Raw genomic sequence first — 12,417 nt, forward strand, 5'->3', positions numbered from 1 at the left:
CCGGACGCAGACGGCGGCGGTGGCCGATGGACGCACCGCGCCCAAGCAGTACGCTGCCCACCATGCTTGTCGCCGCCGCTGTCTGCCCCTGCCCGCCCCTGCTGGTACCCGAGGTCGCCGCCGGTGCCGCGCCCGAGCTCGATGCGCTGCGGGACGCCTGCGCCGATGCCCTCGGCGTGCTCACCGCCGCCCGGCCGGATCTGCTGATCGTGATCGGGCCCGCGGACCGCGCGGGGCGTGGCCCGCATCCCGAGGGGGCCACCGGCACTTTCAAGGGCTTCGGCGTCGACCTCGATGTACGGCTGGGCCGCGAAAAGGGGCCGGTGGCCGACCGCCCGCTTCCGCCGTCCCTCGCCGTCGGTGCCTGGCTGCTCGCCCGCGCGAAATGGGCCGAGGCGCCGGTCGAAGGGCTCGGCGTGGGGGAGCCGCTCGAAACCGGTCGCTGCACCAGCACCGGACGGGACCTGGCCGCCAGGGCGGACCGGGTGGCCCTGCTGGTGATGGGCGACGGCAGCGCCTGCCGCACGCTCAAGGCCCCCGGCTATCTGGACGACCGAGCCGAGGCGTTCGATGCGGCGGCCGCCCATGCGCTGGGCGCGGCGGACCGCGATGCGCTGATCGCGCTGGACGAGTCGCTGGCATACGAACTGAAAGCGGCGGGCCGGGCGCCCTGGCAGGTGCTCGCGGGTGCGGCCGAGGGGGCGGGCCTGGGTGGACAGCTGCTGTACGAGGACGCCCCGTACGGCGTGGGCTACCTGGTCGCCACCTGGTCCTGAGCCCCGTCCGTACCCTCGCCCGAGCGGATACGGCCGACGGCCGTGCAGCGTCGTCGCTCCACGGCCGTCCGTCGGGCTTGATCAGTTGATGTTCAGGAAGCGGGCGGCGTACCCGGCGGCGTTTCGCCCGGCGTGCCCGGCGGCGTACCGCCTTCGTCGTGCTTGGTACCACCCTCGTCGTGCTTGTGGGACAGGCGCTCGACCGCTTCCTTGGCCTTCTTCGTGCCGGACTCGATCTTGTCGCTGTACTTGCCCTTGGTCTTTTGGTCGACCGTCCGTGCGGCCTTGTCGAGCCCTTGGTCGATCTTGTGCCCGTGCTGATGCGCGAGATCGCCGACCTTGTCCTTGGCGGGGCTCAATTTGGCCTTCAAATTGTCCAGGAAGCCCATCGGGCACCTTCCCTGCTGGGGGACTAGGGTCGGGCGTCCTCTCCGACCTTGCTGCCGCCGGCCTCATCAGGCGGTCCTGAGAGTGAACGGCAAACCGTGAAAAAACGCCCGTATTCACTTACGAATTCTACTGGTACGGGCGAAGATTCGCGCCGCTCGGAGCGACGCACCCGGCTGCTCGCCCTGCCCCGGGGCGGGCGCACGGGGGCTTGTGACCGGAACGGCGGACGACTCCCGTTCGGAGCCGGTCGCCCGACTCGTTCCGGAAGAGGGCCGGAGGTTTGCGAGACTGGGGCGGTGAGAAGTTCAGCTCCCGCACCGCGGGTCATCACCGTCGTCGGTCCCACTGCAGCCGGAAAGTCCGATCTGGGGGTATTCCTTGCTCAGCAGCTCGACGGCGAAGTGGTCAACGCCGACTCCATGCAGCTCTACCGGGGGATGGATATCGGCACTGCGAAGCTGACGCTCTCCGAACGTGGAGACGTTCCGCACCACCTGCTGGACATCTGGGACGTCACCGAGACCGCCAGCGTCGCCGAGTACCAGCGGCTGGCCCGCGCCGAGATCGACCGGCTGCTCGCCGCAGGCCGTACCCCCGTCCTGGTCGGCGGCTCCGGGCTCTATGTGAAAGGTGCCATCGACGCCCTGGAGTTCCCCGGCACGGATCCCGGCGTACGGGCCAGGCTGGAGGAGGAACTGGTCGAGCGCGGCTCCGGGGCACTGCACGCCCGGCTCGCGGCCGCCGATCCCGAAGCGGGCCGGGCCATCCTGGCGAGCAACGGCCGCCGAATCGTCAGGGCCCTCGAAGTCATCGAGATCACCGGCAAGCCCTTCACCGCCAATCTCCCCGGTAACGATGCGGTGTACGACACCGTCCAGATCGGCGTCGACGTGGCCCGCCCCGAGCTCGACGAACGCATCGCTCTGAGGGTCGACCGGATGTGGACGGCCGGACTCGTGGACGAGGTGCGCGCCCTGGAGGCACACGGTCTGCGCGAAGGACGGACCGCGTCCAGGGCGCTCGGCTACCAGCAGGTGCTCGCCGCGCTGGCCCAGGAGTGCACCGAGGACGAGGCGCGTGCCGAGACCGTACGCGCCACCAAACGATTCGCGCGCCGTCAGGACTCATGGTTCCGCCGCGACCCACGGGTCCACTGGCTGAATGGCGCCGTGGAGCACCGCGGGGAACTCCCGCACCAGGCGCTGGCGTTGGTCGAACGAGCGGTTACAGCCTGATCACGTGATGGCATCGGGAAGCCCTGCCCGTCATTTCGGTGACCGGGAGCGTGCCATCATCGAGCATCGATCGACCAGTGGAGTCCGAGTTGGGAGGGCGCGTGGCGATGGAGGCCGGCCCTCGCGACACAGAACAAGACGCACCGGACACGCTGCACGAGGCAGGACGCTTGAGCCCCGACGGGCCCGATGAGCTCGAAGTGACCCCCGAGGTCGAGGTCGAGCTGCGGCCCGCGCGGCGTCTGCGCATCTGGCAGCTCGCACCGATTGTCATGCTTGCCGCCGTGGGATCGCTGATGTTCGCGTTCCCGCTGGCCTTCGAGTTCGGCGACGGCGGCGCGGTCGTCGCCATGCTGGGTCTGCTGATCAGCTGTTGCGCCGCGGGCTGGGGCATGATGGCCGCCCGCCGCGTGGGTTACACCTGGCCCGGGCTGCCGCAGCGGGGCTCGGGCGAGCGATCCGACTGGCGCGTGATCGCGCTGTACGTCGCCGTGTGCGCCGCACTGGTCGCACTGGCCGTCTGGCGCGTGGCACGGCTCCGCTGACGGACGCGGCACCACCACCGGCGTGATGTCCGGCTTCCGCCCGGTGTGCTGCCCGTCTCCTGTCCTGTGCGCCCGGGCCGGTTTCGGCGGCTGTCGGTGCCACCTCGTACAGTTGCCCTGTGAGCACCTCGCAGATCGCCTTCCTCAAGGGCCACGGCACCGAGAACGACTTCGTGATCGTCCCCGACCCGGACAACGCCCTCGACCTGCCTGCCTCCGCCGTCGCCCGGCTGTGCGACCGCCGGGCCGGTATCGGAGGTGACGGGCTGCTGCACGTCGTGCGGTCCGCCGCGCACCCGGAGGCGCGGGCCATGGCGGGCGAGGCCGAGTGGTTCATGGACTATCGCAACGCCGACGGCTCGATCGCCGAGATGTGCGGCAACGGCGTACGGGTCTTCGCCGGCTATCTGCAGCGTGCCGGGCATGTCGAGGAGGGTGACCTCGCCGTCGCGACGCGGGGCGGTGTGAAGAAGGTGCACATCGCCAAGGGCGGTGACATCACGGTCTCCATGGGACGCGCGCTCCTCCCCGGGGAAGGCGTCACGGTCAGCCTGGACGGCCGCAGCTGGGACGCCCGCAATGTGAACATGGGCAATCCGCACGCGGTCGCCTTCGTCGACGACCTGGCGCACGCCGGCGATCTGCTCTCCGCGCCGCCGTTCAGCCCCGCGGCCGTCTACCCCGACGGTGTCAACATCGAATTCGTCGTGGACCGCGGACCGCGCCATGTCGCGATGCGGGTCCATGAGCGCGGTTCGGGCGAGACCCGCTCCTGCGGCACGGGCGCCTGCGCCGTGGCCGTCGCCGCGGCCCGCAGGGACGGCGCCGACCCCGCGGAGACCGGCACCCCGGTCACGTACACGGTGGATCTGCCCGGGGGCACCCTCGTGATCACCGAGCGGCCGGACGGCGAGATCGAGATGACCGGAGCCGCCGTGATCGTCGCCGAGGGCTTGGTCGACTCCGCCTGGCTCGAAACGGCGATCGGCTAGAGCTTCGCTCGAATGGGTGATCCGTTTCACGCTGGGCGAGAGCCGGACTCCGCCGCGTGGTGGGCTCGGTAGCATCAAGCACCGGCCCGGAGGCGCGTCCGCACCTCCCCACCGCCGGTCGACGTCGCCGGAGGTGCCCCATGAGTGCAGAGGCCACCAACCCAGGTGCTCCCATCCGCAGGCGGGGCCGTCCCCGGATCGATCTCCGCAGGCTCGGCCGCGTCGCGCTCGGCCCCGTCCCCCGCGACCGGCTGCCCGACGCGATCGGCCATGTCGCCGAGGCCCACCGCGCGCATCACCCGGATGCCGATCTCTCCATCCTGCACAGGGCCTACGTACTTGCGGAGTCCTCGCACCGCGGACAGATGCGCAAGAGCGGCGAGCCGTACATCACACACCCGCTCGCCGTCACGCTGATCCTCGCCGAGCTCGGCGCCGAGACCACGACACTCACGGCCTCACTGCTCCACGACACCGTCGAGGACACCGAAGTGACCCTCGATCAGGTGCGGGAGCAATTCGGAAAAGAGGTCTGCTACCTCGTCGACGGTGTCACCAAACTCGAAAAGGTCGACTACGGAGCGGCGGCCGAACCCGAGACCTTCCGCAAGATGCTGGTCGCCACCGGGGACGACGTCCGGGTGATGTCGATCAAGCTCGCCGACCGGCTGCACAACATGCGAACCCTGGGCGTGATGCGTCCCGAGAAACAGGTCAGGATCGCCAAGGTCACCCGCGACGTGCTGATCCCGCTGGCCGAGCGGCTCGGCGTACAGGCCCTCAAGACCGAGCTGGAGGACCTCGTTTTCGCGATCCTCCGCCCCGAGGAGTACGAACAAACCCGCGCACTGATCGCCGCCGCCTCGGCGCAACCGGACGCCTCCCGCGCCGCGGCCACCCAGGACCCGCTCGCCGCCGTCGCCGAGAACGTCGCAGCGGTGCTGCGGGAGGCCGGCATCCCCGCAGAAGTCCTCATCAGGCCGCGTCACTACGTCTCCGTACACCGCGTCAGGATCAAACGCGGCGAACTGCGCGGCACCGACTTCGGCCGGTTGCTGGTTCTCGTCGGCGAGGACGCCGACTGCTATGCCGTGCTCGGTGAACTGCACACCTGTTTCACCCCGGTGATCTCCGAGTTCAAGGACTTCATCGCCGCCCCCAAGTTCAACCTGTACCAGTCACTGCACACCGCGGTCGTGGGCCCCGACGGGGCGGTCGCCGAAGTCCTCATCCGTACGCACCGGATGCACAAGGTCGCCGAGGCGGGCGTCATCGCCCTCGGCAATCCGTACACCGCGGACAGCGGCTCCGCGCCGCAGTCCGCCGAACCCGCGGACGGAGAGCGCGCCGACCCGACCCGGCCCGGCTGGCTCTCCAGGCTCCTGGAATGGCAGCAGTCCGCCCCGGACCCCGACACCTTCTGGACCACCCTCCGCGCCGACCTCGCCCAGGACCGGGAGATCACGGTCTTCCGCACCGACGGCGGCACGCTCGGACTGCCCGCCGGAGCCAGCTGCGTCGACGCCGCCTACGCGCAGTACGGGGACGAGGCGCACAGTTGCATCGGCGCCCGGGTCAACGGCCGGCTGGCCACCCTCGGCACCGTACTGAGCGACGGCGACACCGTGCAGCTGCTGCTCGCCGAGGACGCTGCCTCCGGCCCCTCGCCCGACTGGCTCGACCACGCCCGAACCCCAGCCGCCCGTATCGCCATCACCGGCTGGCTGGACGCCCACCCCGAGGATGTCCAGGGCTCGCACAACAGCAGGCCCGCGGAGCCCAGGCCCGAACCACAGCCGCAGGAAAACACCGCCCACGGGCGCGCCAGGTCCGCGAGCCGCGCCGCGAGCGCCGTGGTGGACCGGCCGGATGCCACCGTACGACTCGCGGGCTGCTGCACCCCCGAACCACCCGACGCCGTCACCGGATTCGTCGTGCGCGGCGGCGCCGTCACCGTGCACCGGATGGAGTGCCCCGCGGTGGCCCGGATGCAGTCCGTCGGCCGGGCGCCGGTCTCGGTGAGCTGGGGCGACGCGGCAGGGTGCCGGGTCACCCTGGTCGCCGAGTCCTTCGGACGGCCCCGGCTGCTCGCCGATCTCACCGAGGCGATCGCGACGGCGGACGCGGCGATCATCTCCGCGACCGTCGAACCACCCAGCGAGCAGCGCGTCCGGCACACCTACACGTTGCAGCTCCCCGATGCCACCGGACTGCCCGCGCTGATGCGCGCGATGCGTGACGTACCCGGGGTGTACGACGTGAGCCGCGCCCAGCACCCCGCCGCCACCGTCTGACCCGCCGCGCAGCGCCATCTGCCACAGCGATCTCGTTCGAGTGGCGTGGCGCGCGCCGCACCTTCCCGGGTGGGAGTCGCTGGTAGCGGTAGTTCATGCCGATCATCTCCCGCCGTCTGCGGGCCGCTCTGCTGGCCACCGCATCGGCCGCCCTCGTTGCCGCCGCCCTTCCCTCACCCGTGCCGCTCGGAATCGGTGATCCGCTCTTCCCGCGCCTCGGCAATCCCGGGTACGACGTCCTCTCGTACGACATCGGACTGACCTACCACGGCAGCAACAGCAAGCCGCTGGACGCCGTCACCACGATCGAAGCGCGGACCACCGAGCCGCTGGACCGGATCAACCTCGACTTCGCCCAGGGCACCGTCCGTACGGTCGAAATCAACGGCCTGCGCGCCGACTTCGCCGCGGCGGACGAGGACCTGGTCATCCAGCCCCCCGGCCGGCTCCCGGCCGGAGCGCCGCTGCACATCACCGTCCGGCACACCAGCGACCCGAACGGCGGTCAGGACAGCGGCGGCTGGCTGCGCACCGCCGACGGTCTGGCCATGGCCAATCAGGCCGACGCCGCGCACCGGGTCTTCCCGAGCAACGACCACCCCGCCGACAAGGCGTACTTCACTTTCCGGATCACCGCACCCAAGGACCTCACGGTGGTCGCCAACGGCCTGCCCGCAGGCACGGCCCGCAACGGATCCGAGACCACCTGGACCTACCGGACCGAACACCCCATGGCCACCGAACTGGCCCAGGTCACCATCGGCCGTTCCACCGTCCTGAAACGGACCGGGCCGCACGGACTGCCGGTACGCGACGTGGTACCGAGCGCCGACCACAAGCGGCTGGAACCCTGGCTCAGCAAGACACCCGGTCAGCTGGAATGGATGGAACAGCAGGTCGGCCCCTACCCCTTCGAGACATACGGGCTGCTGGTCGCCGCCACCGACACCGGCTTCGAGCTGGAGACCCAGACACTCTCGCTCTTCGAACGGTCCCTGTTCACCCAGACCGCCTATCCCAAGTGGTATGTCGAATCGATCATGGTGCACGAGCTCGCCCACCAATGGTTCGGTGACAGCGTCTCCCCACGGGCATGGTCCGATCTGTGGCTCAACGAGGGACATGCCAGCTGGTACGAGGCCCGCTACGCCGAGGAGCACGCCGACAGGCCACTGGAAAGCCGGATGCACGACGCCTACATCAGGTCCGACGGCTGGCGCGCCACGGGCGGCCCCCCGGCCCGCCCCGACGTTCCGGCGCCCGGACAGAAGCTCAGCCTGTTCCGGCCGGTCGTGTACGACGGCAGCGCACTGATCCTCTACGCGCTGCGCCAGGAGATCGGCGAGAGCGCATTCGACCGGCTGGAGCGGAGCTGGGTGAAGAAGCACCGGGACTCCAACGCCGCCACCGCGGACTTCGTCCGGCTGGCGTCACAGACCGCGGGCCGCGACCTGACCTCGTTCTTCGACGGCTGGCTGTACGGCGAGAAGACCCCGCCGATGCCGGGGCACCCGGACTGGCACAGTGCCAAGCCCGACGGACAGCGATAAACCCGGGTGACGCGCCCGGCGGGCCATGCCACTATCGACGGGTCGCCGCGGCGGCCGGACCGGATTCCCGACAGCGGGAATCATCGGGAGAGGTCACGCGTTGTGACTGATGTAACGGACTTCTATCGACGTAAGGATCCAATGACCTCCTCTTCTTCCCTTCCCCAGGACGCGCAGGACGCGCAGAGTGCTACGGAGAATGTCACCGAGAGCCTCACCGAGAGCCTTCGGGCCGACGCCCTGATGGAAGAGGACGTCGCCTGGAGCCACGAGATCGACGGAGAGCGGGACGGCGAGCAGTTCGACCGCTCCGAGCGCGCCGCACTGCGGCGTGTGGCAGGACTCTCGACCGAGCTCGAGGACGTCACCGAGGTCGAGTACCGACAGCTGCGCCTCGAGCGTGTGGTGCTGGTCGGTGTCTGGACCTCGGGAACCGTGCAGGACGCGGAGAATTCCCTCGCGGAGCTGGCCGCACTTGCGGAGACGGCAGGCGCCATGGTGCTGGACGCCGTCTTCCAGCGCCGTGACAAGCCCGACCCGGCCACCTACATCGGCTCGGGCAAGGCGCTGGAGCTGCGCGACATCGTCCTCGAATCAGGGGCCGACACCGTCGTCTGTGACGGTGAGCTCAGCCCCGGCCAGCTGATCCATCTGGAAGACGTCGTCAAGGTCAAGGTGGTCGACAGGACCGCCCTGATCCTCGACATCTTCGCCCAGCACGCCAAGTCCCGAGAGGGCAAGGCGCAGGTCTCGCTGGCACAGATGCAGTACATGCTGCCGCGGCTTCGCGGCTGGGGTCAGTCGCTCTCCCGTCAGATGGGCGGCGGCGGTTCCAGCGGCGGTGGCGGCATGGCAACCCGCGGTCCGGGTGAGACCAAGATCGAGACGGACCGACGTCGGATCCGCGAAAAGATGGCGAAGATGCGCCGGGAAATCGCGGAGATGAAGACCGGCCGCGAGATCAAGCGCCAGGAGCGCAAACGCAACAAGGTGCCCTCGGTCGCCATCGCCGGCTACACCAATGCGGGCAAGTCCTCGTTGCTCAACCGGCTGACCGGTGCGGGCGTCCTGGTGGAGAACGCACTGTTCGCCACCCTGGACCCGACCGTGCGCCGGGCCGAGACGCCGAGCGGCAGAATCTACACGCTGGCCGACACCGTCGGGTTCGTACGGCATCTGCCGCACCACCTCGTCGAGGCGTTCCGCTCCACCATGGAGGAGGTCGGTGAATCCGATCTGATCCTGCATGTGGTGGACGGCTCCCACCCGGTGCCGGAGGAACAGCTTGCCGCGGTGCGCGAGGTGATCCGCGAAGTGGGCGCGGTGGACGTGCCCGAGGTCGTGGTGATCAACAAGGCGGATGCGGCCGATCCGCTGGTGCTGCAGCGGCTGCTGCGCATCGAGAAGCATGCCATCGCCGTCTCGGCGCGTACCGGCGCCGGTATCGACGAGCTGCTCGCACTCATCGACACCGAACTGCCTCGGCCCTCGGTCGAGATCGAGGCGCTCGTCCCGTACACCCAGGGCGGGCTCGTCTCCAGGGTGCACGCCGAGGGCGAGGTGATCTCCGAGGAGCACACGTCGGAGGGCACCCTGGTCAAGGCGCGGGTGCATGAGGAACTGGCAGCCGCCCTCTCCTCGTTCGTCCCCGTGGCGCACTGACCGCAGCGCGGTACGGCTCAGAACGGACCGAAGGCCCGCTCCCTCGTCGGGAGCGGGCCTTCGGGCGTACGCGCGGCTGCTACTGGCTGCCGAACTTCTCGCTCATCGCGGTGAAGACGTCCTGTGCGCCCTTGCCCAGGTGGGGGCCGGCGAGCCAGCCCGAAGTCACCGGGCCGATGGAGGTGTTGGAGACCAGCGCGAGCTTGCCGTCACTGCCTTCGCTGAACCACCCGCCGCCGGAAGAGCCGCCGGTCATGGTGCAGCCGATGCGGTACATCGTCGGAGTGCTCGGGCTGACGGAGAGCCGGCCGGGGCGGTCGACGCACTTGTGCATGATCAGGCCGTCGTACGGCGGGGCGGCGGGGTAACCCCAGGCGCCCATCGCGCTGATCTTCGAGATCTCAGGGGCATCGAAGTTGACCGGCAGGGCGTTGCCCACGGTCTCCTCCAGGGACTTGCTGCCCTTCTCCGGCTTCACATGCAGCACCGCGTAGTCATAGGGGGCGCCTTCGCCCCCGGTGGGACCGCCATCGGCGAGCCATTCACCGGACGTCGTGGCCCAGTCGGCCCAGTACGCGCCGTACGGGGCGATCTCCTGCGGCTGCGCGTTCTCCAGCGCGGCGGCGGACTTGCCCTTGTCGTTGTACGCAGGAACGAAGACGATGTTGCGGTACCAGCCGCCCTTCGAACCGGCGTGCACACAGTGTCCGGCGGTCCATACCAGATTGGACCTGCCCGGGTTCTCCGGGTCCTTGACGACCGTGCCCGAGCAGACCATGGTGCCCTCGGGGGAGTCGAAGAACACCTTGCCGACCGGGGCCGCGTAGTCGTGGTACGGAATCTTCTCGCGCTCGGCCTTGACCGGGGCGGGCTCCGGGTCGGTGACGCCCTGGTCGCCGGAGAGGTCGCCGGCCGCCATGGTCTTTGCCGGGTCCTTTGCCGACTTCATCCGGTCGGGCTTCCACAACCCCTCGATGACCGGGTTGACGAAATCCTTGGCCTCACGCAGCCACTTGTCCTTGTCCCAGTTCTTCCACTCGCCGTTCTTCCACTTCTCCGGGTCGACGCCATGCTTCTTCAGCGCGTCGGCCAGACCGTCGGACAGGGAGCCGGAGTCCTTGGTGCCCGCGGAGTCGGCGGCGGCGGGTTTGTCGGCTGCGTTGTCCTCGCTCGGACCACAGGCCGTGGCCGTCAGCGCGAGCGCCGCGACGAGGCCGGTCGCGGCGAGCAGCGGACGTATGGATCGCATGGAAAGGATTCCCCCTGAAATCTCCGAAATTGCCATGAACTTGTCATGTGAAACGGTGGCCGGACCAATGGCCACCGGCGGTGCAGGCCCACCCTATGACGGTGCGGACCATGCTCCCTTCCACAGAGACGCAACCCGCATGGGGTGCGCGCCACTCGGGCCCGTAGCGCGACGACAAAGGCCCCGGCGGGCAGCAGCCGCACCGGGGTCCCTGATGTGCCGTCACCGTCACCCGAACCTCGCCGGGTGACGGTCCGTCGTCACTGCCCTGCGTACTTCTTGCTGACCGACTCGTAGACGCCCTTGGCTTCCTTGCCGAAGCGCGGTCCGGCCAGCCAGCCGGCCGTCACCGGGCCGATGGAGGTGTTCGAGACGAGGGCGGGCTTGCCGTCCTGGCCCGCCGCGACCCAGCCACCACCGGAGGCACCGCCCGTCATCGTGCAGCCGATGCGGTACATCGTGGGGTCCTGCGCGGTCAGCGAGAGCCGACCCGGCTTGTCCGCGCACTGGAAGGCCTTCTGGCCGTCGTAGGGCGGAGCGGCCGGGAATCCGGTGGCGGTCATGCTGTCGATGTTCGGTACGGCCGGGGCATTGAACTCGACAGGCAGCGCCGAGCCGACCGTTTCCTCCAGGGACTTACCCGTCGAGCCCTTCTCCGGCGTGACATGCAGCACCGCGAAGTCGTACGGGGCGCCCTGCCCGCCGATCGAGGAACCCTGAGAGATCCACTGGTCGGATGTCTGTGCCCACTGGCCCCACCACACGCCGTAGGGTGCGATCTCCTGCTTGCTCGCCTTCTGCAGCTCGGCCGTCGACAGACCGCTGTTGTTGTACGACGGCACGAAGGCGATGTTGCGGTACCAGCCGCCCTTCTTGCCCGCGTGCACACAGTGCCCCGCGGTCCACACCAGGTTGGACTTTCCGGGGTGCGCCGGGTCCTTCACCACGGTCGCGGAGCAGACCATGGAGCCCTCGGGGCTGTCGAAGAGCAGCTTCCCGGACTCCGCGGCATTGGCGTGGTACGGCGTCCGGACACCGGCGGCCTGGACCGGCGCGGGCGTCGGGTCCGTCACACCCACGTCACCCGAGATGTCATTGTCGACCGGCTTCTCCGGCGACTTGTCGGCATCCCGCATCCGGTCCGGGTCCCAGAGGCCCTCGATGATCGGGTTGACGAAGTCCTTGGCCTCGCGCAGCCACTTGTCCTTGTCCCAGTTCTTCCACTCGCCGTTCTTCCACTGGTCGAGGTCGATCCCGTGTTCCTTGAGCCGGTCCTTCAGATCGTCCGGAATGGTGATCTTGCCGTCCGAGGACTGGCCGGCGGAACTGCTCTGCTTGTCACTGGCGGTGTCCTCGCTCGGACCGCAGGCCGTGGCGGTGAGCGCAAGGACCGCAGCGACCGCTGCCACGGCGAGCACCGAGGAACGCGTGCGACGTGCGCTCCCCTGACGTGCGGTGAGAGCTGGTCGAATGAGTCGCATGTGGTGATCCCCCTGGGACTTCGTAACTCAACACTTCTGTACTGCACTTCGGTACTGCTCCGAGCCATCGGATCCGAACGTCCTGCGGACTCCCGGAAATCTGCCCGAGCCCTCCGTGCGGCCCCCACTATGCCGGTGCCGATGGGGACGGCACGCAGCAGGGCCACGGTTCCGCCCCGCAAGGATCTTCGGATTTACCCGTGATCCCCTGCGTTCTGCGTCGTTGGTACGTGCGAGGGACTC

Annotated in this window: 10 protein-coding genes; 7 read left to right on the forward strand and 3 right to left on the reverse strand. The window is 69.4% G+C overall.

The genetic code is table 11. The features are described 5' to 3' along the window. Positions 1 to 62 precede the first annotated feature (62 nt). A complete protein-coding gene (locus IEZ15_RS27045; RefSeq protein ID WP_189279751.1) occupies positions 63 to 776 on the forward strand; it encodes a class III extradiol dioxygenase subunit B-like domain-containing protein in 714 nt (237 codons plus the stop codon). Between the two features lie 92 nt (positions 777 to 868). Here IEZ15_RS27045 and IEZ15_RS27050 read toward each other — a convergent pair whose 3' ends face one another. Continuing rightward, positions 869 to 1,165, reverse strand: coding sequence for an antitoxin (locus IEZ15_RS27050; RefSeq protein ID WP_189279752.1), 297 nt, complete (start codon positions 1,163 to 1,165; stop codon positions 869 to 871). A 297-nt stretch (positions 1,166 to 1,462) separates the two neighbouring features. Between IEZ15_RS27050 and miaA the strand changes: the two genes are divergently transcribed. From miaA to hflX, 6 genes are all read left to right on the forward strand, one after another. After that, positions 1,463 to 2,401: a tRNA (adenosine(37)-N6)-dimethylallyltransferase MiaA gene (miaA, locus tag IEZ15_RS27055; RefSeq protein ID WP_114247042.1), complete on the forward strand. Its 939-nt coding sequence runs from the start codon at positions 1,463 to 1,465 to the stop codon at positions 2,399 to 2,401. Positions 2,402 to 2,508: 107 nt separating this feature from the next. Beyond that, positions 2,509 to 2,946 (forward strand): hypothetical protein, encoded by a 438-nt coding sequence (locus IEZ15_RS27060; RefSeq protein WP_114249333.1) that lies wholly within the window; start codon positions 2,509 to 2,511, stop codon positions 2,944 to 2,946. 119 nt (positions 2,947 to 3,065) lie between these two features. Then, positions 3,066 to 3,938: a diaminopimelate epimerase gene (dapF, locus tag IEZ15_RS27065; RefSeq protein ID WP_189279753.1), complete on the forward strand. Its 873-nt coding sequence runs from the start codon at positions 3,066 to 3,068 to the stop codon at positions 3,936 to 3,938. A gap of 140 nt (positions 3,939 to 4,078) precedes the next feature. Further along, positions 4,079 to 6,232, forward strand: coding sequence for a RelA/SpoT family protein (locus IEZ15_RS27070; protein WP_189279754.1), 2,154 nt, complete (start codon positions 4,079 to 4,081; stop codon positions 6,230 to 6,232). A gap of 95 nt (positions 6,233 to 6,327) precedes the next feature. Then, positions 6,328 to 7,782, forward strand: a complete 1,455-nt coding sequence (locus tag IEZ15_RS27075; protein WP_114247045.1) for a M1 family metallopeptidase — start codon at positions 6,328 to 6,330, stop codon at positions 7,780 to 7,782. 141 nt (positions 7,783 to 7,923) lie between these two features. Further along, positions 7,924 to 9,444 carry a GTPase HflX gene (gene hflX, locus IEZ15_RS27080; RefSeq protein ID WP_189279755.1) on the forward strand — a complete coding sequence of 507 codons (1,521 nt, stop codon included), beginning with the start codon at positions 7,924 to 7,926 and terminating at the stop codon, positions 9,442 to 9,444. A 79-nt stretch (positions 9,445 to 9,523) separates the two neighbouring features. Here the strand turns inward: hflX and IEZ15_RS27085 are convergent, their stop codons facing one another. Then, entirely contained in the window at positions 9,524 to 10,693 is a 1,170-nt protein-coding gene (locus IEZ15_RS27085; protein ID WP_189279756.1) for a trypsin-like serine peptidase, read from the reverse strand. Between the two features lie 260 nt (positions 10,694 to 10,953). Then, entirely contained in the window at positions 10,954 to 12,174 is a 1,221-nt protein-coding gene (locus tag IEZ15_RS27090; protein WP_189279757.1) for a trypsin-like serine peptidase, read from the reverse strand. Positions 12,175 to 12,417 lie beyond the last annotated feature (243 nt).

Origin of the sequence: Streptomyces atratus (genome assembly GCF_014648655.1) — a bacterium.
GTDB lineage: Bacteria > Actinomycetota > Actinomycetes > Streptomycetales > Streptomycetaceae > Streptomyces > Streptomyces atratus.